Source organism: Streptomyces sp. CA-210063, assembly GCF_024612015.1.
GTDB lineage: Bacteria > Actinomycetota > Actinomycetes > Streptomycetales > Streptomycetaceae > Streptomyces.
Genome location: NZ_CP102512.1, coordinates 6,147,985 through 6,168,096, shown reverse-complemented (window position 1 = coordinate 6,168,096; position 20,112 = coordinate 6,147,985). Strand labels below are relative to the sequence as shown.

General features: G+C 70.7%; 19 protein-coding genes and 2 pseudogenes. 8 read left to right on the top strand and 13 right to left on the bottom strand.

Annotated elements, in window-relative coordinates:
* Window positions 1-462 precede the first annotated feature (462 nt).
* Complete coding sequence (locus tag JIX56_RS27005) at window positions 463-1,704, top strand: PP2C family protein-serine/threonine phosphatase (RefSeq protein ID WP_257551135.1); 1,242 nt, start codon at window positions 463-465, stop codon at window positions 1,702-1,704.
* 291 nt (window positions 1,705-1,995) lie between these two features.
* Here the strand turns inward: JIX56_RS27005 and JIX56_RS27000 are convergent, their stop codons facing one another.
* Entirely contained in the window at window positions 1,996-2,166 is a 171-nt protein-coding gene (locus tag JIX56_RS27000; RefSeq protein ID WP_257544333.1) for a hypothetical protein, read from the bottom strand.
* A 144-nt stretch (window positions 2,167-2,310) separates the two neighbouring features.
* Here JIX56_RS27000 and JIX56_RS26995 point away from each other — a divergent pair, with 144 nt between their 5' ends.
* Window positions 2,311-2,478 (top strand): hypothetical protein, encoded by a 168-nt coding sequence (locus tag JIX56_RS26995; protein ID WP_257544331.1) that lies wholly within the window; start codon window positions 2,311-2,313, stop codon window positions 2,476-2,478.
* A gap of 84 nt (window positions 2,479-2,562) precedes the next feature.
* Here JIX56_RS26995 and amaP read toward each other — a convergent pair whose 3' ends face one another.
* From amaP to JIX56_RS26970, 5 genes are read right to left on the bottom strand one after another with little or no spacing between them, the layout of a single operon-like run.
* The gene (gene amaP / locus JIX56_RS26990; RefSeq protein WP_257544329.1) at window positions 2,563-3,156 is read right to left on the bottom strand and encodes an alkaline shock response membrane anchor protein AmaP; all 594 of its coding nucleotides are present in this window, start codon (window positions 3,154-3,156) and stop codon (window positions 2,563-2,565) included.
* Between the two features lie 9 nt (window positions 3,157-3,165).
* The gene (locus tag JIX56_RS26985; protein ID WP_257544327.1) at window positions 3,166-3,855 is read right to left on the bottom strand and encodes an alkaline shock response membrane anchor protein AmaP; all 690 of its coding nucleotides are present in this window, start codon (window positions 3,853-3,855) and stop codon (window positions 3,166-3,168) included.
* Entirely contained in the window at window positions 3,852-4,298 is a 447-nt protein-coding gene (locus JIX56_RS26980; RefSeq protein WP_257544325.1) for an Asp23/Gls24 family envelope stress response protein, read from the bottom strand. The genes JIX56_RS26985 and JIX56_RS26980 overlap by 4 nt, the downstream gene beginning before the upstream one ends.
* Window positions 4,295-4,522 (bottom strand): hypothetical protein, encoded by a 228-nt coding sequence (locus tag JIX56_RS26975; RefSeq protein WP_020115651.1) that lies wholly within the window; start codon window positions 4,520-4,522, stop codon window positions 4,295-4,297. The genes JIX56_RS26980 and JIX56_RS26975 overlap by 4 nt, the downstream gene beginning before the upstream one ends.
* 36 nt (window positions 4,523-4,558) lie before the next feature.
* Window positions 4,559-4,990 carry an Asp23/Gls24 family envelope stress response protein gene (locus tag JIX56_RS26970; RefSeq protein WP_257544324.1) on the bottom strand — a complete coding sequence of 144 codons (432 nt, stop codon included), beginning with the start codon at window positions 4,988-4,990 and terminating at the stop codon, window positions 4,559-4,561.
* 201 nt (window positions 4,991-5,191) lie between these two features.
* On the opposite strand from JIX56_RS26970, the gene JIX56_RS26965 reads away from it, so the two are divergent.
* The 4 genes from JIX56_RS26965 (at window position 5,192) to JIX56_RS26950 (ending at window position 8,647) form a co-directional block, all read left to right on the top strand.
* Complete coding sequence (locus JIX56_RS26965; protein WP_257544322.1) at window positions 5,192-5,998, top strand: hypothetical protein; 807 nt, start codon at window positions 5,192-5,194, stop codon at window positions 5,996-5,998.
* 249 nt (window positions 5,999-6,247) lie between these two features.
* Window positions 6,248-7,291 carry a fatty acid desaturase family protein gene (locus tag JIX56_RS26960; RefSeq protein WP_257544320.1) on the top strand — a complete coding sequence of 348 codons (1,044 nt, stop codon included), beginning with the start codon at window positions 6,248-6,250 and terminating at the stop codon, window positions 7,289-7,291.
* Between the two features lie 36 nt (window positions 7,292-7,327).
* Window positions 7,328-7,486 carry a hypothetical protein gene (locus JIX56_RS26955; protein WP_257544318.1) on the top strand — a complete coding sequence of 53 codons (159 nt, stop codon included), beginning with the start codon at window positions 7,328-7,330 and terminating at the stop codon, window positions 7,484-7,486.
* Between the two features lie 759 nt (window positions 7,487-8,245).
* Window positions 8,246-8,647 (top strand): hypothetical protein, encoded by a 402-nt coding sequence (locus JIX56_RS26950; RefSeq protein WP_257544316.1) that lies wholly within the window; start codon window positions 8,246-8,248, stop codon window positions 8,645-8,647.
* A 213-nt stretch (window positions 8,648-8,860) separates the two neighbouring features.
* On the opposite strand, the gene JIX56_RS26945 is transcribed toward JIX56_RS26950, so the two are convergent.
* The 4 genes and pseudogenes from JIX56_RS26945 to JIX56_RS26930 form a co-directional block, all read right to left on the bottom strand.
* Window positions 8,861-11,605, bottom strand: a complete 2,745-nt coding sequence (locus JIX56_RS26945) for an ABC transporter substrate-binding protein (protein WP_257544314.1) — start codon at window positions 11,603-11,605, stop codon at window positions 8,861-8,863.
* A gap of 301 nt (window positions 11,606-11,906) precedes the next feature.
* Window positions 11,907-12,326 (bottom strand): roadblock/LC7 domain-containing protein, encoded by a 420-nt coding sequence (locus JIX56_RS26940; protein ID WP_257544312.1) that lies wholly within the window; start codon window positions 12,324-12,326, stop codon window positions 11,907-11,909.
* Window positions 12,323-14,377 carry a nitrate- and nitrite sensing domain-containing protein gene (locus JIX56_RS26935; RefSeq protein WP_257544310.1) on the bottom strand — a complete coding sequence of 685 codons (2,055 nt, stop codon included), beginning with the start codon at window positions 14,375-14,377 and terminating at the stop codon, window positions 12,323-12,325. Before JIX56_RS26935 ends, JIX56_RS26940 begins: the two co-directional genes overlap by 4 nt.
* Before the next feature lie 524 nt (window positions 14,378-14,901).
* A pseudogene (locus JIX56_RS26930) lies at window positions 14,902-15,372 on the bottom strand (TetR/AcrR family transcriptional regulator C-terminal domain-containing protein); the annotation flags it as partial.
* Here JIX56_RS26930 and JIX56_RS26925 point away from each other — a divergent pair.
* A pseudogene (locus tag JIX56_RS26925) lies at window positions 15,356-16,825 on the top strand (CocE/NonD family hydrolase); the annotation flags it as partial. The pseudogenes JIX56_RS26930 and JIX56_RS26925 sit on opposite strands and share 17 nt — an antisense overlap.
* Before the next feature lie 160 nt (window positions 16,826-16,985).
* The gene (locus JIX56_RS26920) at window positions 16,986-17,279 is read left to right on the top strand and encodes a zinc ribbon domain-containing protein (RefSeq protein WP_257551134.1); all 294 of its coding nucleotides are present in this window, start codon (window positions 16,986-16,988) and stop codon (window positions 17,277-17,279) included.
* Between the two features lie 481 nt (window positions 17,280-17,760).
* Here JIX56_RS26920 and JIX56_RS26915 read toward each other — a convergent pair whose 3' ends face one another.
* Genes JIX56_RS26915 through JIX56_RS26905 form a run of 3 tightly spaced genes read right to left on the bottom strand, consistent with a single transcriptional unit; the run spans window position 17,761 to window position 19,708 of the window.
* A complete protein-coding gene (locus tag JIX56_RS26915) occupies window positions 17,761-18,534 on the bottom strand; it encodes a hypothetical protein (protein ID WP_257544308.1) in 774 nt (257 codons plus the stop codon).
* A 20-nt stretch (window positions 18,535-18,554) separates the two neighbouring features.
* On the bottom strand, window positions 18,555-19,490 hold the full coding sequence (locus JIX56_RS26910) for a sigma factor-like helix-turn-helix DNA-binding protein (protein ID WP_257544307.1): 936 nt from the start codon (window positions 19,488-19,490) through the stop codon (window positions 18,555-18,557).
* The gene (locus JIX56_RS26905; protein WP_257544305.1) at window positions 19,487-19,708 is read right to left on the bottom strand and encodes a hypothetical protein; all 222 of its coding nucleotides are present in this window, start codon (window positions 19,706-19,708) and stop codon (window positions 19,487-19,489) included. Before JIX56_RS26905 ends, JIX56_RS26910 begins: the two co-directional genes overlap by 4 nt.
* Window positions 19,709-20,112: the final 404 nt, after the last annotated feature.

Here is a 20,112-nt window from a genome sequence, read left to right as displayed (position 1 = left end):
ACCAACCGGCCATGGCCACCGTCTGCCCCTTCGATCAAGACCAGTACCCTCACCCTGGCCCGCTCACCGGCCGACGTGCCCCTGTCCCCGTCGAACCAAGCCCCTTGTGGTGACCGGCGTTTGGGGGCGACGTGCCGGTCATGACGTGATGGGCTCGTTGGACCGGTCGGCGATGCGAGCCTGTACCGGTGGACAGCGTCGTGCCACGCTGATCGCCGTTGCCTGCCGGGTGGATCCAAGACCTGCCGAGTGGATCCAAGAGGGGTGGGGTGTGCGTTGCGACGGGCACCGTGTCGGGATACGCGGTCGGGTGCCGGAGGGGCCAGTGCCATTCCGGCCGGCACCGCCCGCACCGGCTGCGGTTCGACGAGGCCAAGGCACCGGGCCCCCTGGTGAACACCACGTGGACGCAGCCACCCCGATGAGTTCCCCATGCCCCGGGATGAAGGGAAGCGGACAGCGATGACGGACGGTGGGCGGAAGCCGGACCGGATCGGGGTGGACCGGTCGGAGGGGTTTGGCGAACGACTGCTGGGTGTGCTCCTGGACCGGGCCCACGAGATGCCGCCGGAGTTGATCGCCCCGCTCGTCGCGGAAGAGGTGGCCAGGGTCGGGGGGCGGGAGGTCTCCATCCTCCTGCAGGACTACGAACAGGAGCTGCTGGTCCCGCTGCCGGGCCGGGGGCTGAAGGTCGGCGGCCCCGAGTCGGTCGAGGACTCCCCCGCCGGCGAGGCGTTCCTGACCCTCAGAACGGTGGAGGTGCCGCAGGACGGCAGTGTGCGGATGTACCTGCCGCTGCTGGACGGCAGTGACCAGATCGGGGCGATGGCCGTCACCCTGGACAGGGTCGATGACGACGACCGGCGACTGCTGCGCAGACTCGCCGGTCTGGTCGCGGACATGATCGTCACCAAGGACGCCTACACCGACCTGTTCTTCCAGGCCCGCCGCAGCGCCCCGATGAGCGTGGCCGCGGAGATCCAGTGGTCGTTGCTGCCCCCGCTGTCGATGACCGTTCCGCAGGTCGAGGTGGCTGGAATCCTGGAGCCCGCCTACGACGTGGCCGGCGACAGTTTCGACTACGCCCTCAACGGCGACATCCTGCACGTGGCCATGATCGACGCGATGGGCCATGGCCTGGACGCGGCGACCATGGCGACGGTGGCCATCGGCGCCTACCGCCACACGCGACGGGCCCACACCGATCTGTCCCAGGTGTACGCGTTCATGGACAGGGCCGTCAACGAGCAGTTCGGCCCCGACCACTTCGTCACCGCGCAGATGATGGTCCTGGACATCACCACAGGCCGGCTGCAGTGGGTCAACGCCGGCCATCCGGCCCCGCTCCTGATCCGTGACCGCGCCGTGCTGGACCGGCTGGAGGGCCCGACCACGTTGCCGGTCGGCTTCGGCGGTGAGGAGCCGGTGGTCAGCGAGCGGATGCTGCGACCCGGGGACCGGTTGCTGTGCTTCACCGACGGCCTGATCGAGGAGCACCAGGCCGGCGGGGAACAGTTCGGAGAGGAACAGCTCATCGAGTGGACCAACCGGATCCTCCACGACCGCACCGAGGTACGGGCGGTGGTACGAGCGCTCTCCCACGCCCTGAAACACGAACGCGGCGGCACCACGACCGACGACGCGACCATCCTCCTCATCGAGTGGCGAGGCGGCGACGCCGATCACCTCGCCACCCTCGACTGAGCCCGCAACGATGCACCGGCTCCCTCGCTGAAGCCGGCCGCTGACCTGGATTTTCGTACCCAAGGTCGCTGTCAGGCGGACAGACGCGCGGCGATCCCCTGGATGCGGAAAGGGTGGTGGCGGCGCATGAGACGGACCCTGGCCGTCAGGCCGCGGAATCGGTAGCCGTGGCCGGGCAGACGGTAGCCGTGGCCGGGCGGGGACTCCGTGGTCGTCGAACCGCTCGAAGGTCCGCCAGTGACGTGAGGATCGGGTAGGGCCCGGGACTGGTCGGGGGCTTTCGGGAGCCGGTCAGCAGGCAGGGCGCCGGGTGGAGCGCCAGATTGAGCGGGCCGCCAGGTAGAGCAGATCGACGATGAGAAGCAGTACGCCGATGGACATCAGGTGGAGCATGCCGTCGACGGCCGCGCCGATGGCGACCAGAGCGATTCCGGCGGTGAACAGGATCAGGAAGAGGACCATGACGGGATGCCTCCTGGGAAGAACCGTGCGAGATCTGCGTGGTCTCTCGGTACGGCAGGACACACTGTGCCTGTGCTCGTGTCGCGTCGCGTCGCGTCGCGTCGCGTCGCGTCGCGTCGCGTCGCGTCGGCCGAGGGGTGATACGTGACGGCCCCGGCGCACAAGGCCGCCACCATGGTGGTGGCGGCCTCCGCCGACGGCGTGCCCCACCGACCCCAGGGTTCTCAGGTGATGCCGACGACGGCCAAGGCCGGTGTCTTCGAGCACGCCGTCAGCAAAGCGAGTGCGCCAGGCAGCGTGCTGTTCGTTTGATCCTCCGCGTGCCAGAACGCTCGCGTTCCAGGAGTCCTGGGCGCCTCGCGGCCGGTACCCCACGGGGCTTCGGCCCAGGGGATCTCAGGCGGTGCGTTTGGCGCGGTGGCGGGCTTCCCGGAGTCGGACCTTCGAGGGGAGGCGGTCCAGGCCGGCCGAGTCCCGTGCGTGTGCGAGTGTTTCGCGGCTCAGCTGCCCAAGAGCCCGCGCTGGATCGGCGTGAGGCTCCAACAGCAGCCGCACGCGTGCGGTCGGAGCGGTATGTCGGCCCGTCAGCCGGACATGAGCCCGCGATACCCCGTCCAGGGCTTGCGCCTCTTCCTCGATGACGTTCTCCAGTGTGCGGCCATTGAGGCGGGCTGGCGCGCCGCCTTCGCTGTCGACGAGTACACGGTCCAGGCGGTGTCTGCGCTGCGCGAGGAGCCACCACAGCAGCAGGGCCAGCAGCACGGCGAGCACCGCGATCACGGTCGGCCACCACCAGTCCTCTTCCCGCCACCGGGTGCGTCCCTCGGCGCCCAGCACCACATCGTCCGGCCCACGGAAGGGCCACCAGCCCGGCACGTCGAAATCCCAGTGGCGCTGCAGGTCCAGTGCGCCCAACAGCACGCCGCCGCCCAGGGCGAACAGTCCGAGGCCGAGCAGTCCGAGCAGCACCCGGTTCGCCGTTTTGAGCATCGGATCACCTCAGCCCTTCTTGGGGCGCCGGACGCGCACGGCCAGTGTGGGTTGCCGGGCCAGGCCCAAGGACGTCACGGCTTCGCCCAGCTCGGCGTGCAGGTCCCCGCGGACCTCCTCAAGATCTCGGAAATGTGCCCGTGCCCGGGCTTTGACCTTCCGGCGGCCGACATCGACGTGTGCCGACTGGACACCGGGCACCTGCATGGCCCGGTCGCGCAGAACCAGGGCGGCCGCGCGGCGGTCAAGCCCGGCTCGGACGTCCTCTGCCCCAGGGATACCGGTGGGCCGCCGCATGGGCAGCAGCCGGCGCAGTCCCGGCGTCACCGCCAGCAGGAAAAGCCACAGGCCGAGGGCCATCGCCACCGCGGCCCCGACGATCATCCAGACGTCGTCCAGGGGCCGTGTGGCCAGTTCCTCGGCGAGCCGCCGCCGCCAGCGCATCGCATTCCGGCCTGCCCGCACCGCCACCACGTCGTACAGGAGAAATCCGACGGCCGCGGCGGACAGCAGGGCTGCCAAGGCCGCGGGGATCCGCCGCCCGGACCAGAAACGGTGCGTCGGCCGGCCTGATCCATCGATCACCTTCGTGGCGCCCTCGGCCGCCCCAGGGGTGCCGTCGGCGGACGGAGCCGCCTGTCCCGGACCGGGGGAGAGGTCGCTGGCACCGGTCGGCTGCCGCGAGGTGTTCGCGCTCATCTCACCCTCTCCCCGTCCTTGTGCCGCGTATGCGCCGAGTGCAGTTGCTCGACCGATACCGCGAGGTCGGACACCTCCATGCCGGCCCATGCCCTGATCCGCTCGGTGACCTCCCGGCGCACCGCGGCGCACTGCGCCCCGATGTCGGACGGATAGCCGAGCTCGACGGTGATGCGCAGCCGTGCCTCGCCGAGCACCGCCTGCCCTCCGGCGGCGGACTCGGCGTCCCGTCCTGCGCTGGTCCGTTCCGGCGCCCGCCGTACGGATGTGCTCACGTGTGGCGTCCGGCGACCGGGTGGTACGTGGCCGGCCGACTCGGCGAACCGGCACAGCGCCTCACGCGCCACCCGGGCCGCGATCTTCGCGACGACCCGGTCGGTGACGGCGGTCGCCCCGCGCTCCCCGCGGGGGACGCCCGGACGCTCATCGGCTTCCCCGCTCACCGCCGCCAGTCTCCCCGAGCCTGTCGCCGGTCGTCGCGGATCCGATCCTGCCGGTCCCGGCGGCGGACGAAATCGCCCGGCTCGAGATCACCCTCCATGAACCGCCCGATGACGAGACCGACGAGGCCCAGCCCCAGCACCAGCAGAAAAGCCCAGAAGTCACCGAAATACGCGGCGAAACCCAGCGCCATTCCGGCCATCAAGCCCACCACGGCCCTGCTCATTTCGCGCTCCTTCACTCAAGCGGGCTGCCGCCCCGGCTACTGGATCCGCTGCCGCTCCTCCCCTTCGTCCTCCTCGTCGGGCAGCTTCACGTCGCTGACCATGATGTTGACTTCCACGACCTCCCGACCCGCCATCCGCTCCACCGCGGAGATCACGCTCTCCCGCACCGCAGCGGCCACGTCCGTGATCGCGACGCCATATTCGACGACGAGCTCCAGATCGATGGCCGCCTGCAGCTCTCCGACCTCGACACTGACCCCGCGCGTGACGGACTTGCCACTACCGGCACCAGGCATGCGCTCCCGCACGGACCCCATCGAGCGCGCGAATCCGCTGCCCAGGGCATAGGCGCCGCGTACGTCCCGTGCCGCCATTCCGGCGATCTTCTCGACCACCACATCGGCGATGGTCGTCCGGCCGCGAGAACCGGGCGCAGCGCCGAGCCTGACGCCGGTGTTCTCAGTCATCGGGATATTCCTCCCTCGCGAGGCCACAGAGCACCCATTACTCGGATTATATTATCTTTAGTACCTTTTGCGCGGCTCTAGAGCGTGAGACGGGGTGGTCCGACGAGTGGCCTGAGGCCCCTGCCCCGGCCTCTCGCGGACACTCGGGCAGAGCGCCGCGGGAAGAGAACTGCGGCCGTGGAGAAGGAGGGTGAGAGGCCAGTGACCGAGACGTGGACGCAGGCAGTACGACGTCAGCTCGACCTGGGCCGTCTCCTCCCGCTCGGCGGGCCCCACGACGGGACGTGGATCACCGAGCAAGCGGCCGTCCAGGCCCTCGGGCGCGCTGCCGCCGAGGTCCCCGGTGTCCGGCTGGAGTCCCTGCGCATCGGGTCGGCGCCGCTCCAACCCGTGTCCGAGCCGGCCGTCCGTCCGCCGGCCAGCGCGCTACCGCCTGGCCCGCTCACCATTGAGGCCGCCTTCACCGCATCCCTCGTGCGGCCGCTGCCGGAGACCGTCGACGAATTGAGGAGCACACTGCTGGGCGCGGCCACTGAACAGCTCGGGCTGGCCACGGTGACGGCTGACATGCGCGTAACGGATCTCCGCGAGGTCCCGGAGGCAGGTATCACGTCTCGGACCGCGGCGACGGCCATGAGGCCCACGCCGGAAGCTGCGGCCGCGCGGAGCTCGCCTCCGATGACCGGAACAGGGTCCATGCGGGGACTCGTCAGGGAGCTGGCGGACGTCGCGACGGGTGTGACGGGCGTAGCCCGCCTCACGGCCGTGCTGGGCAGCCGCCCGGTCAGGGTGGAGGACCATGATGATCCACCCGACCGACACGTCGAGGTTCACCTCGCGGTCGGCCCCGGACACCATCCACTGAAAGTCGCCCGCGCCGTCAGGGAGGCCGTAGCCGAGGCAGCCACCGCTGACACCCCGGGCCCGGCCACCGTCGCCGTCCTCATCACGGAAACCGCGGCCTGGCGACGGACCTCGCCGGCCACCGTGACGAGTGCCCCCCAGTGATCAGCCGGCCCCCCTTCCCCGGCCTTCCCGCTCCCCTGAAAGCGCGCGGCCGTCGCTCCGCCAGCCCTGTCCTGCCACGGTGTGAGACCTGCCTGGCAGGGAACCCGCATGCGGAGAGGGACGTCGTCCCTGCTCCTCGCGCGATGTGTATCCGCAACGGCGAAAGCGCACTCCTGCCTGTGGCCCGGTCTCAGCAACTCCCGAGGCGGCGCCTGACCATCTGCCTCCTTCGGAGAGAGTTTCAGCGACATGACCACAAACACCACGGTCCGCCCCCCGCCCTCGGAGACGTCCGGCAGTGACTTCGCCCGATTGTCGAGAAGGATCGCTGATGCCGGCCTGCTGGGGCGCCGTCCCGGCTATTACGCAGTGCGGATCACAGTGGTGGCCGCGCTCTACGTCGGTGGGTGGGCCGCTGTCGCGCTCATCGGCGACAGTTGGTGGACGCTGACCCTCGCCGGCTTCCTGGCCGTCGTCTTCGGCCAGGTCGCCCTGATCGCCCATGACGCGGCCCACCGCCAGGTGTTCCGCCGACGCCGGGCCAGCGAAGCATCCGGCCGGATCGCCGGCACCGGCGTCGGGATGAGCTACGGATGGTGGCAGGACAAGCACACCCGCCACCACGCCAACCCCAACCACGAGGAACTCGACCCCGACCTCGACCCCGACCTGCTGGTCTGGTCCCAGGACCAGGCTCGGGCCGCCAAGGGGCTCCCCCGCCTCATCGGCCGCTGGCAGGCGTTCCTGTTCTTCCCGCTCCTCACCCTGGAGGGCTTCAACCTGCACGTGTCGAGCGTGAAGGCGCTGGCCAACCGCTCGTTCAAGCACCGAACGCTCGACGGCACCCTGCTGTTCGCGCACTTCGCGGTCTACATGACCGTCCTGCTCTGGCTGCTGCCGCCCGGCATGGCGATCGCCTTCATCGCCGTCCACCAGGGCCTGTTCGGCGTCTACCTCGGCTCCCTCTTCGCTCCGAACCACAAGGGCATGCCGATCCTGACGGGCGATGACCGCCCGGACTTCCTCCGCCGCCAGGTGCTCACCTCACGCAACGTGCGCGGCGGCCGGTTCACCGACATCGCACTGGGCGGGCTGAACCACCAGATCGAGCACCACCTGTTCCCCAGCATGCCCAGCCCCAACCTGCGCAAGGCCCGAACCATCGTCCGCCGCTACTGCGAGGAACTGGGCGTGGACTACGTCGAGACCGGGCTGATCACCTCCTACCGGCAGGCCCTCACCAGCCTCCATCGGGCCGGAGCACCACTCAGGCGCCCCCGCGTCCCGGCCTAGAGACGCGCTGCCGCAGCCGTCGGTGTCCGTGATGCGGTGACTGACACGGCACACATCGGTCCGCAGGAGCACGGCTATCCGGCATACGGCGACGACTGCGTCACCGTCGACGACGAGCTCTGGTCGGCGGTCGCGGACCCGGCCCGGCGCTACAAGGTTGCCGTCGACTCGTCGTCGGACGAGGCAGGCCCATAATGGTCAGCTTCCAGCGGCGACTACGACGCCTACGGAACAGCGGCACCGACGACACAGTCAGAACCGCAGGGGTTGCGCTCCTCCGGGATCGGAGGAACGGGCGAGGCTTTCCCGGATCACGCTGTCGCTGGCGCGCAGAGCCGCCGGCGGAGGAACCGGCACGGCCCCCAAGGTCGAGCACGAAGACGACGAGGCTGAACATGGCCGATGCTTGCTTTGGTCAGCGTTCTTGGGCCTGCGCACATCGCCGCGCCGGCTGACGAGATCCCACATGCTCTGCGCCGGGAGATGAGGACAGCGGAGCAGCAGCCAGGCGGGCCGCTCTCAGCCGTCAGAGACTTGATGATTCAGCGTCAGCAAGCCTCGCGAGTTTCGCATCCAGCGCTCGTAGCCTGATGGAGGACATCGCCGGACCTGTACGCGGTCAGACCTCAGCTGAGGTGACTGGCGCGACCGTCCCCGGGCAGTCCTAGGCGGACCGACGTCGATAGATGATGAGGCTCCGACCCGCTCAGGCCGGCCCTCACCTCGTACGCAAGCATGCGGCGGCTGTCACCCCGCACGCCATACCGGCCCAGATGGAACGCGCTGAGTGTCCAACTGCGTGACAACGCCGATGCGCTGCGGCGGACAACCACGCACACCTGCGGACCATCACAGCAGGTGAGAAGCACACCGGCCCAAGGACGAGGCACACCCAAGTTGCTTCGGGGCGAAGAGGGAGCCGGGTGTTCCTTCCTTCCCCTTAGACTCCCGGTCGTGGCATATGAGCTGAACTCCCTACTCAGCCGCCTCGTCGGCTTCCGGCTGTACTCGGTGCAATTTGTCTTGGACTATGTCCAACTCCGGTTCGACGGCCCGACGGACGAGATGCCCGTGCTCACATGCGACGTGCTGCCCACCGTCACCCTGTCCGGACAGTGGTTCTCGCCGACGGAGACCGGCTGGACCGACGCACTACGTGGACTCATCGCCCAGAGTGTGACCGCCACTCACGAGAAGACCGGCATCGGGGTCAGGGTCGACTTCGTGACCGGTTGCATCCAGTTCGACCCCGCCGAGAGCGAACTCGTCGGTCCAGAGATCGCGACGCTCAACGGTTTCAGTGATCGCTCCTGGATGACCTGGCGGCCCGGCGAGGATGCCTTCAAACACCTGTAGCCGCAGGTACGGCAGCCCACACGGCCCGCAGTCACAGTGTCGAAGTTGGCGGGGCGGGGGAGATGGACGTGCCAGATGCGTGCCAGCTCGTACGGGGAACAGCGGGGAACAGCGGGGAACACCGGGCACCAACTCTGCGGCGAATCAGCCTCTGTCACCGTTGCGCCACTCCACGATGAGGCGAGAGGCGGCGAGGACACCGGGAGCGGCTGGTCAGGTCGCGCAGGGTGAGCCCTGGGCCTTGCTCGACTCGTCCTGGCGGTAGGCGCCGCAGGCGAGGACGGCCTGCGGGTGGTTGCCCGACTGGCGTAGCAGGACGAGGGTCTTGTCGTGGGGTGGGGCGTTGGCGCCGTCGTAGGAGACGTATCCCGTCGCTCCGTCGAAGGCGATGCCGCTGCCGAGGACCAGCAGGACGGACTTGCGGTCGATGTCCGGGTCGTGCAGTCCGGCCTCGCGCACCGCCTGCGACAGGACGTGGAAGGCGTCGTACGAGACCGCCGAGTGCCCGTCCTGTCGCCAGGGGTCCGTGCCCTCGGTGGTGGCCTTCACATAGGCGTCGTACTCGGCCACGAACTGGCGGGTCCTGTCGCTCGCGCCCGGCGCGTCGGCGGGCAGCCGGTGCGCGGAGTAGTACAGGCGCAGCCAGTCCTTGTTGGCGAAGGCCCCGGTCTGCGCCACGTTGGTCAGCTCGTTGCCGCCGAGCACGGTCAGGTCGCGCCCGGTGCAGGTCCCGGCGGTGTCCATGGAGTTGATGAGCGCGGTGAAGTCCTTGGCCCGGGCCGACCAGTACACGACCGAGTCCGGTTTGTCCTCGAGCGCGTCGCACAGCGCCCGCGCCAACAGGCCGGCGTCGGGCTGGCTGATCGCGCCGCTCAGCGGAGCGGAGCCGAAGTCGCCCTCCTGATTGAAGTCGAACACGTCGTGCGTGCCCTTGAACGCGCTGATGAACTGGCCGGCGAGGCTGTGGCTGTACAGGTCCACGGAACTCTCGATCACGATCGCGTGCCGGGCCGGGGCGCAGACGTTCTCGGCGCCCGGCTCGGCCACGATGTTCTCCGTGTACGCGAAGTCCGCCTCGATCCTGGCCTCGCGCGAGTTGAACGGCGTGGACGGCCAGTAGGTCCGGGTGGCCGGGCCGGAGAGCATCTCGTCGGCGGTCGCGGTGGTGCCGATCGTGGGGATGCCCGCCTCGCCGAGCACCCGGAGGGCGGCCCGGGTCTCGTTCCGGCTCTGCGCGAAGGCGAGGACACCGACGACCCGCTCGCGCGCCGGAACGCTCTCCTCGTCCGCCGTCTCCGCCGTGTCCGCCGTGTCCGCCGTGTCCGCCGTCTCCGCCATCTCCGCGACCAGCTTCTTCGCCTCGCTCTCGGCGTCGCGGAAGGCGACCCCGGCCTGGCGTACCTCCACGTGCAGGGGTATCAGGGAGTCGTCCGCGGCGGCCTCTCTGTTCAGCTTCTCCTGCCACATCGCGATGCCGCGCAGCTCCGGGATCGTGCCGTCGAAACGCGTCTCGTCGTCGGTCTTCGGCGGGTCGGACACGAAGGCGACGACGGTCCGTACGGTCCGGCCCTGGTCGGCGTACTGCGCGACCCGCTTGTTCTGCTCTTCGATGGTCTGCACGGCCGCCTCGTACCAGCCGGTGGTGTCCACCTGTATCGGCTCCGCGGGGGCGGACTCCGCCACGGACCCCGTGCCGCCGAGGCAGTCCCGGGGAGCGGGAAAGATGGGCGGGAGCAGCAGCGCCACCGCGAGCAGGGCCAGGGCGGTCACCCCGCTCGCGATCGAGGACGGAACATACCGGCTGAATCTGAATGTCCGCGTCTTCACGGGCGGTACGGCTACCCCGCGCGCCGCGAGGGCTCCCTCCGAGACGGTGACCAGGACCGGGGGTTCGCCGACGGAGGCGCTGTCGGCGAGCCGCACGCTCGCATCCGGAAACGTGCTCTCGGACGGGCTGCCCAGCTTCTCCAGCAGGGCGTCGGAGGGCACGCCCACGGCGATGACGAGCGGGCCCGGCGGCTTGGCTGTGCCCTGGGCCCGGTGCAGAGAGCGCAGAAAGCGCTCCGCGGCGCGGGCGCCGGGCTCTCCCGCGGGAGGGATCTTCACGAACAGGACCGGACGGCAGGTCCGGCGGCGCCTGCCGGGCAGGATCCGGCCGATACCGGGTCTGCGCAGGTCCTCCAGGAGGGCCCGCAGGACGAGCCAGTCGAACTCCTGTAGCGCCTCCTCGTCGGCCGGGTCGTCCATGAGCTGCACGGAACGCACCGCGGCCACCTGGTCCATCACCCGGAACAGGTTCTTGCTGCCCTGCGCGACCCGCTCCGCGCCGAGCCAGCTCCGCACGACTGTGCGGGAGATGCGGCGGGCCCAGAGCCACCGGGGCAGCAACTGGACGAAGGACAGCCAGCTGAGCTTCGCCAGGAAGCCGGCGATCCCGCCCCCGTCGTCCGGGCCCCCCATCCTGGTGAACGCCAACAGACCGCCCCGCTGGGCCCGCCGCTCACTGGCGTCCTTCCGCAGCGCCGCTTCCATGTCATCGGTGGTGGCCCACCTGCGCGGGTTCGACCTGATGTACTCGACGAGGCCGCACATGACGTTGAACTGCGGGAAGCGGTCGGGCGTCATGTGCTCCGGAGCACTGCGGAACAGCTGTCTCCCCGCGTCCACGGAGAGCAGACCGGAGTCGGGGTCCGCCCTGGCGGAGCCGGCGTCCTCCCTGGTTCCGATGGGCAGATGGGCGTACGGCACGCGCTGACTGAGCGCCCCGGTCAGGGCGGCCACGACGCGGTTCACGCCATTTTGGTACGACGCCTGCGGCACGCGCAGGATGAACAACGGCGGACTCGTCCTCAACTTCGCCCGGTTCGCGTACCTGGGGGCCACGGTGGCCCGGAACTCCCGTACGAAGTCGGTGGCCTGGTCGTTCGGGAATCTGGGGGCGTCGAGAGGTGCAGTCATGAGGAACTCCCCTGGTCGTCCTGATGAACCGCGCCACGAGACGACACTGGCTCCTGGCCGACTGGGCGTGCTGCGAAGCAAGTGGAAAAAGGGATGCGGAGAAAGGGAAGTTGAAGGGTAGCCGCGGTGTGGGCGGGGTCACAATAGGTTGCCGGAAGCGCTTCGACACTCTTCACAACTGTCAGCAGGATCGTGTGGGAGTCGCGGGCAGGGCCGACCCGGGACATGCCCGAGCGGTACGGTTCCCAGGCCGCCCCCGGCCGCCCCGGCCGCCGTGGCTACGCCGCCCCGGCCGCCGTGGCTAGACCGTGGTCCGGGGTGTGGAGTTGAGTTCGCGGATCAGCTGTGGGGTGAGCAGTTCGCCGGCGCGGTCGGCGAGGACGGCCATTTCGTAGCCGACCAGGCCGACGTCACATCCCTCGGCGGCGAGGACGCCGAGGCAGCTGCCGTCGCGGATGCGACCGACCATGAGGAAGCCCCCGAGCATTTCGATCATGACGAGCTTCATGCCGTGGAAGCCGTGTGCCGTCGCCGCGTTCTGGGCGAGGCTGGTGATGCCGGAGACGACTGCGGCCAGGTGGTCGGCGCGATCTCGGCCGAGGCTGTCCGAGGCGGCCATGAGCAGGCCGTCGCAGGAGACGGCGACAGCGTCGGTGACGCCGTCGGTGGTGCGTACGAACTCGGAGATGAGCCAGCCGAAACTCTGGACGGCGGTGGTCATGATGACGCTCCTTGTGTGCTTCTGGCCTCGGCACGGGCGACACCTGCTCGGAAGCCGTTGAGCAGGGTGGAGACAGCGGGCCTGGCGGGTGGGGGTGTGGTGGAGCTGTCCTGCGCGGGGGCGAGCAGACGCCCGGGAAGGACGAGGAGTGCGGAGAGGCCGCCGCCAGGGGTGTCGAAGAGGTGGACCTGCGCCCCTTCGCCGAGGCGGTGGGCGAGTCGGCCGACGACGAGGTGGCCGAGGAACCGGGTGGGCGCGGCGAGCAGGGCTTCCTCGCCGGAGTCGGAGAGACGGGCGCCCGCACGTTCCTTGTCGGCTTCGGACATGCCGATGCCGTGGTCGACGACAGCGAAGCAGTAGGTGTCGTCCTCGGTGTCGTACCAGCCGTGCACCTCGACCTGTTCGGTCGGCGGTGAGAAGTTCAGCCCGTTCTCGATGAGTTCGGCGAGGAGGTGGGCGACATCGGCGACGGCGTGCCCGCGCACCCGCACCGGCTCGACGGCCGCGATCAAGACCCGCCGGTACTGCTCCACCTCGGCGACGGCGGACTGGACGACCTCCAGTCCGTCGGCGGGTGCCGCCGTGGGCCGCGGCGGATTCTGCCCGGCGAGGACCAGCAGGCTTTCGGCGTTGCGCCGCATGCGGGTGGCGAGGTGGTCGAGTTCGAAGAGCTCGGCGAGGGCGTCCGGGTCGAGTTCCTGCCGTTCCAGGCGGGTGATGAGGCTGAGCTGGCGACGTACGAGGTTCTGGTTGCGGCGGCCGAGATTGGCGAGCGATTCGGTGGTGTTGCGGCGCAGGCCCGCCTGCTGGGCGGCCAGGTGGAGGGCGGTGTGTTCGACCTGGCGCAGGGACGCCGCGACCTCGGCGATCTCCGCCGCGCCGCCCAGCGACTGTGCCTCGGGGGTGTCCGGAGTCCCCGTCTGCGGGATGAACTCCCCGAGGTCATGCGGGTTTTGCGGGGACTGCTGGATACGGGCGACGGTCGCGGGCAGCCGATGCCGCGCCACGTCGTGGGCGGCCTCGGCGAGGGCGCGGAGCGGGCGCGTGAGGGAACGCGAGGCGAAGGCGGCGAGGCCCGCGACGAGGGCGGCGATCAGCGTTCCCGCGACGAGGTACGCGGCGAGGCCCAGTTCGGCGTCGTGGCTGAGCCGGTCCGCCCGGTCCCGTACGTCGTCGCCGACCGACTGCTGGACGGCGTACAGATCGTCGACGAGTACGGTCATCGCGTCCCACCAGGGGCCGGCGTCGGCGCGCAGCGCGGAGCCGTCGGCGGCGCCTTCCGCCTGGTTCTCGTAGACGGTGGCGCGTCGGGCGTCCTCGGTGCCGAAGGCGTTCTTCAGGGCGGCGCGCTGGGGCGCGGTGGCGACCTGGCGGAAGCGGGTGAGGGCGGCGACGCGCGTGGCGCGCACCTCGGTGAAGGTGAGGTACTCGCGGCCGTGGAAGGCGCCCTCGGCGAACACGCCGTTGAGCAGACCGCGTTCGAGGGCGACGGACTCCTTGGCCACGGCCAGTTCCTGTAACGCCGCCAGGCTGTCGCGCAGTTGGCGGTCGGCGCGCGTCGCGGTGTCCGCCACCGGGTCGACGGCGTTGAGAGCGTCGACGGCGGTGGTGTAGAAGGCGAGCGTGGCGGCTCGGTCGGCGGTGGCCCTACCCGCGGTGGCCGTATCCGCGGTCTCCGTACCGGCGGTCTCCGTACCGGCGGTCTCCGTACCGGCGGTCTCCGTACCGGCGGTTCCCCTGTCGGCGGCGGCGCGGATGGCGGTGAGGCGGCGCAGGTGTCGCTGGATGACATCCTCGACGGCGGGTTCGGGGCGCATGTCGCGCAGCGCGGTGTCAACGCGGTCGCGCGTGGCGGCGAGCGGTGTGCGGAAGCTCTCCTCGCCGCCCAACAGGCCGTTCGTCAGGCCGCGTTCGCGTTGCAGCTGGTGTACCAGCGCCTGGACCCGCAGGCTGAGGCCGACCTCGGCGCGGGTCGTCCGCGCGTCGCCGAGGGCCTCGGCGCGGTCGTACACGGCCAGACCTGCCACCGCCAGCAGCAAGCAGATCGGCACCGTGATGACCACCGCGACACGGCCTCTGATGCTGCGCCAGCCAGGTATCGGCCGACGGCCTGGCGTCGGTTGGCGGCCTGGCGTCGGTTGGCGGCCTGGCGTCAGTCGGCGGCCTGGCGTCAGTCGGCGGCCAGACGTCAGTCGGCGGCGGCCAGACGTCGGCCGTTCGCCGTGAGTCGGCCGCTCGCGGGAAGTCGATCGGTCGCCGGGGGCCGTTCGGTCGCCCGGGGCCGCCCGGTCGTCAGGGGCCGCCCGGTCGTCGGGAGTCGTTCGGTCGTCGGGAGTCGTTCGGCCACCCTCGCGGCGTCCTGAACCGCCCTTGCCACGACTGCCCTTGCCGATCGCGCCGAGCTTGCCGCGCAGTGGTCGGGATGGCGTCCACACCCTCATGGCTCGACGGTAGTCCGACCGCCGTAGCGGCCGGTTTCCGACCTGTTAGGCCCCGTGGGGACTTCAGTTGCGCCGCCCTCACATCAGAGGCCAGGAGACTGTGACCGCGACGCAGGACAGGAGAGGACTGGGCGTCAGGTGGTCGTCAGGCCGTCGATCAGGCGGTTGAGGAAGCGGGTGAAGGTGGCTTCGGGGGTGAGGGGGCGGCCGGGGGCGGAGAGGACTTCGGCGAGTTCGGGGTGGTGGCCGTCCGCGGCGACGGCGGCGAGATAGCCGGCCTCGGCCGCGGCCCGGTCGGGGGACTGGGCGGTGGCCGCCTGGGTGATCTCGTGGGCGACGTGTCCGGCCACGAACGCGGTGAGCTGGGCGAAGACCTCCAGTTTCGCCGTGCCGTCCAGTCCGGTGGGCCGTAGCGCGGCGGGGGCGTACTCCAGGAAGGCCAGGGTGTTGGGGCCGAGGGTGCGGCGGGTGGAGACGGCGGCGGGCAGCCAGGGGTGCCGGAGCATGAGAGCACGCTGGAGGTGGGCGATGCGCTTCAGGTCGGCGCGCCAGTCGCCGGTCGGGGCGTCCGTGGTGGACAGTTCGCCGCTGACGTGGTCGACCATGTACGGCCTGCTCTTCGCCGAACAGGGCTTCCACGTGGTCCTGCAGAGCTGCCGCGGCACCGGCGGCTCGGGCGGCGTCTTCGACCTGTGGCGCAACGAGGCCGCCGACGACCTGGCCACGGTCTCCTGGCTGCGCGCGCGGCCGTGGTTCGGCGGAACGCTGGGGACGGTCGGCCCGAGCTACCTGGGACATGTGCAGTGGGCCCTCGCCCTGGATCCGCCGCCGGAGCTGAAGGCCATGGTGGTGCAGGTGGGGCTGCACGACCCGTACGCCCTGTTCCACACGGACGGCGCCCTCCTGCTGGAGAACGCCCTCGTGGTCGGCGCGGGCATGCAGTACCAGCACCGCGGCGTCGCCCCCTTCGCGCGAGCGACACTGCGCCTGCAGCGCCGACTGCGTTCCATCGTCGCCGCGGAGCCGCTGCGCGGGGCGTACGCGTCCGCGCTCGGGGACGTGACGTGGCTGGACGAGGTGATGACGCACCCGGACGCCGGTGACCCGTACTGGAGCGGCGCGTCCCTGGCGGAGGCGGCCGAGCGGCTGACGGTCCCCACCAGCCTGATCACCGGGTGGTACGACGCCCTGGCCGACCAGACCTTCGAGCAGTACACCCGGCTCCGGCGGGCCGGCCGCGAGTCCGCCCTGCTCGTCGGCCCCTGGACCCACACCTCCGCACTGCAGCAGGGCTGGCCCGAGGTGTTCGCCGAGAGCCTCGCCTGGCTGCGTGCGCATCTGTGCGGCGAGCCCGCCGGCCTGCGACCGACCGCCGTACGCGTGCACGTCGGCGGCGAGGACGCCTGGCGCGACCTCGCCGACTGGCCGCCCGCCCCCGCCACGACCACCTCGTGGTTCCCGACGCCGGACGGCCGACTCACCCGGCAGGCGCCCGCCCTTCCCGGCGGCGCCACGACTCCCGGCGGCGCCACGACTCCCGCCGCCTCCGCACCGGTGGCGTCCTTCCGCTACGACCCCGCCGACCCCACACCTTCCCTCGGCGGGCCCCTGCTCTCCCGCACCGCCGGCCCTCGCGACAACAGGTCGCTGGAGAGCCGGGAGGACGTCCTGACGTTCACCGGCCCGCCGCTCACCGAACCCCTCGACGTCCTGGGCCCGGTCTCCGCGCGGCTGAGCGTTTCCACCGACACCGGGTACGCCGATGTCTTCGTCCGCCTGTGCGACGTGGATCCGCAGGGCCGCTCCACCAACCTCTGCGACGGGTTGGCCCGCCTGCGGACGAAGGGGGAGGCGCCCTCGGAGGTCGTCGTGCCGATGAGCGTCACCGCCCACCGTTTCCTGCCCGGCCATCGCGTCCGCTGGCAGGTCAGCGGCGGCGCCCATCCGCGCTACGCCCGCGGTCCCGGCACCGGCACGCCCCGGGTGGACGCCGTCGACTTCGTACCGGTGCGGGTCACACTGCACGCCGACTCGTCCCTGATGCTTCCCCACAGCTAGCTAGGGCCCGGACGCGATCGCGATCAGTCACGGGGTGGGCGACGCCGCTCGTCGTCACGGGGTGAGCGATCTTCACCGGCGACGTGAAGCAGTGAGGGACGGGCACACTTGATGGCAGTGTGTGCACTGTGCCGGTAGGCACCACCCGGGAAGGACCGAGATCGTGATCATCTTTGGCACCAAGGGATACCTGTACCAGCTGGCGATACTGACGCTGGTGTGCGGTCGGTGCGGGAACCCCGCCGCGCACACGCTCAGGAAGCGGGTCACGAAGTTCACGCTGTTCTTCGTGCCGCTGTTCCCGATCTCGACCAAGTACCAGACGCAGTGCACCTTCTGCGGCGCCGAGCAGAAGGTGGACGCGGAGCAGGCGGAACGCCTCCAGGCACAGGGCGCGGGCGGCCAGGCCGGTCAGTACAACGGGCAGTCGCAGCAGCAGCCGTACCAGTCCTGAATCCACGGGCCGCGCGGCGGCCGTACGGGCGGCTGAACCGTCGTCCGCGCGGCAGCCCTGTGAGTCCTGAGCCTGTCGGCTGTGGGGAAGCTGTGAGTTCTCTGATTCTCATTCTTCCCTCAGTACTCGCTCAGCGTCGCCCCAGAAGCGGCCTCGACAGTCGCTGCCATGAACGAAATGAACGCGGGAGGCGTCCGGCAGCGCTCGGTCGAGATCGTGGTGCCGGTCCCCACGTCCACGCCGTCCATCTGGACGCCAAGGGCCGGGGCCGCGCGCTGACCCACGTGTGGACCTCCGGTGGCCCGCCCGTACTTGTTCCGTTGCTGTTGGCGAATCCCGCCAGGTGACCGGCAACTGGCTTCTCAGTCTCAGCGACACACCGCGTTCACGGCGTGTCGCTGAGACTCGCGAGCCACTTGACCGCCACCCCGTGAAGGCGCCGACAGCGTTGACGGCGCATGGGGACGCGTGCGCTCGGGCTTCATCCATGGGCCGTCGGCTCGGTGCGGGCGTCGGGGTGGCGGCGGGGCAGTCGGGGGGCCGCCGCCCGGCGTGGGCGGGGTGGCTCCAGCCAGGCCCCCGCGGCCGACGCGGCGGCCAGCAATACGCTCATGTGTTCCGCGAAGTCGGGGCCCGGTAGAGGGAGTTCGAAGTCCGGGTTGTCGACGTAGCCGAGGGCGACGGCTCCGGGGACGTAGTGCATGACCGCGTCGACCAGCTCCGTCCGGGGCGTGGCGGTGCGGTCGAGGTGGGTGAGGGCGCGCAGGACCGTGGGGAAGCTGGCGTCGTACGCGGTCGGGACGCCCGGGTCCGGGACGGCCAGCAGGAACTCGGGGGCCGGGCGGGTGCCGATCTTCGTCTGCTCGCGCCACCAGGCGGCCGCCTCCGCGTCGCCCAGGACCAGGTGCTGGAGGTAGAGGCAGTACGAGGCGAGGTCGTCGCCGGCGCCGGCCGCGTACTGCCACCAGGAGCGGGCGCTGTCCTCGGCGTCGGCGAGTTGGAGGACGCAGCCGAGGACGCGCGCGCCGGGCGGTTCCGGCAGGTGCTCGGTGACGAAATCCTGGAGGGAGTCCGGTGTGGTGTGGGCCAGCACCGTCTCGCACAGGGTGCGCAGATCGCGGGCGGCCATGGCGCTCGTGCCGTCACGCTGTCCGCCGCCGGGGGCCCGGCAGGGAGCGCCGGGCACTATGTCGTGCGGGACGGCCGGCTCGTCCAGGAGGAGGGCCCGGGCCAGAAGTTCGTCGATCGGGGACATCGGAGTTATCGGGGTGGGGATCATTCTGGGGTCTCTCCCAGGTCGTTCTGGGGGTGGAGCGCGGCGGTCAGGGTCTTTCGGGCGTAGCGGTCGGCCGTGTGGACCGAGGCGATCGGGACGCCCAGGACGTCGGCCACGGCGGCGTGGTCCATGCCGCGCAGGTACGTGAGGACCATGACGTCCAACTGGTGCGCGGGCAGCCGGCTGATGGCCTTGAACAGGGCCATCGACTCCTCGATCTGCGCGAACCGCGCCGCTGGGGTCGACAGCACGCTCAGCGCGACCGTGTCGAACGCGGTACGGGCCAGCTCGGGGCAGCCGTCCACATGACAGGCCCGGGCCATCACGCTCTTGCGCAGCACCGACCACGCGAACGGCACCACGTCGGAACTGGCCAGCGCCTCGTCCCACCGGAACCACAGCACGTCAAACGTTTCCGCGACCACCTCACGCGCCTCCTCCTCGCTCACGAAGAGCCGGGCGTAGGCGAGATAGGCGGAGCGGTTGAGTTCGGTGAACGCCTGATGCTCCAACGGGGGTACGGCGGGCCCGGTCGACAGGGCCGCCCTCCGGTGCGGGTTCTGGCTGCCATGACGGCTCTGGATGCAGCCGTCTATCCAGTCCGGCTTCTTCTGCGCCTCCAGCGCGGCGGCCATCCACAGCCGCCGCATCGGCCAGGTCGGTACGTCGAGGACGTCCAGCAGGCCGTAGGTGATCTCCCAGCGCGGGTAACGTCCCGTGCCGCGCAGCAGTTCGGAGATCTTCGACTTCGCCCAGCCCGACCGGTCGCTCAGCTCGCCGATCGTCAGGCCGCTCGCCAGGAACCGGATCCGCAGGGGCTCCAGCCAGGCGCGGTGGGCCGTGCCCACGCCCTCCGCTATCGGCCCCAGCTTCCGGCCCGGCTTACCCGCCGGCGCGCCCCCTCCGGGCCGCCGCGACAGGGACGGCGGGGTCACCCGACGCGCTCCTGGTCATCCGCCACGCGCAGTCGTTCGCCGTTCGCCACGCCCGCTCGTGTCATGCCGGTCAACGCCGTCACAACCTGCTCCGCGCTCAGTACGAGCGTGGGGACCACGGCGGCGGCCGCGGCCGTCTCGCCGACGGCGGCCAGCACCACGCTCCACCCGAGGACCGTCAACAGCACGAGGACGGATAAGACTTGCCTTCTGGACATCGGTACCTTCCAAGCCACATACGTACGTCCGAGAGGCCCCCCTCAGCGGTGCCGACGCGTCGTCGGGGAGCCGGACGTCAGCATGCTGGGCCCACTCACCCTCACGCCATGGCATCCGGGAATCGCGGAACAATGCGGCCGCCCCGCGACAGCGCGCACGGTACCGCCTCCTGGCGCACATCAGCCGTAAAACGTCTGGCAGTGCAGGCTTTCGGGGCGAAGTTCCCGGTTCTCCGGGCGTCCGTTCCGGCGCCACGTCGCATCATGGGCACGCGGGCGCTCCGAGCGCCGAAACCTTCCAGTCCGGGAGGCCGTGCCCCTCGTGCCGATCGAGGAGGGGCAACCCGCTCCCGCCCTGTCCGGTCAGGACGGGCGGGAGACGGGTGGGAGACTGGTGGGAGACG

What these genes read in the sequence shown, in the direction of transcription:
- JIX56_RS26915 (WP_257544308.1), bottom strand. Translation starts at nt 18,534, where the DNA reads ATGTCCCCGATCGACGAACTTCTGGCCCGGGCCCTCCTCCTGGACGAG.
- JIX56_RS26975 (WP_020115651.1), bottom strand. Translation starts at nt 4,522, where the DNA reads ATGAGCAGGGCCGTGGTGGGCTTGATGGCCGGAATGGCGCTGGGTTTC.
- JIX56_RS26945 (WP_257544314.1), bottom strand. Translation starts at nt 11,605, where the DNA reads ATGACTGCACCTCTCGACGCCCCCAGATTCCCGAACGACCAGGCCACC.
- JIX56_RS27000 (WP_257544333.1), bottom strand. Translation starts at nt 2,166, where the DNA reads ATGGTCCTCTTCCTGATCCTGTTCACCGCCGGAATCGCTCTGGTCGCC.
- JIX56_RS26970 (WP_257544324.1), bottom strand. Translation starts at nt 4,990, where the DNA reads ATGACTGAGAACACCGGCGTCAGGCTCGGCGCTGCGCCCGGTTCTCGC.
- JIX56_RS26905 (WP_257544305.1), bottom strand. Translation starts at nt 19,708, where the DNA reads ATGTCCAGAAGGCAAGTCTTATCCGTCCTCGTGCTGTTGACGGTCCTC.
- JIX56_RS26960 (WP_257544320.1), top strand. Translation starts at nt 6,248, where the DNA reads ATGACCACAAACACCACGGTCCGCCCCCCGCCCTCGGAGACGTCCGGC.
- JIX56_RS26985 (WP_257544327.1), bottom strand. Translation starts at nt 3,855, where the DNA reads ATGAGCGCGAACACCTCGCGGCAGCCGACCGGTGCCAGCGACCTCTCC.
- JIX56_RS26940 (WP_257544312.1), bottom strand. Translation starts at nt 12,326, where the DNA reads ATGACCACCGCCGTCCAGAGTTTCGGCTGGCTCATCTCCGAGTTCGTA.
- amaP (WP_257544329.1), bottom strand. Translation starts at nt 3,156, where the DNA reads ATGCTCAAAACGGCGAACCGGGTGCTGCTCGGACTGCTCGGCCTCGGA.
- JIX56_RS27005 (WP_257551135.1), top strand. Translation starts at nt 463, where the DNA reads ATGACGGACGGTGGGCGGAAGCCGGACCGGATCGGGGTGGACCGGTCG.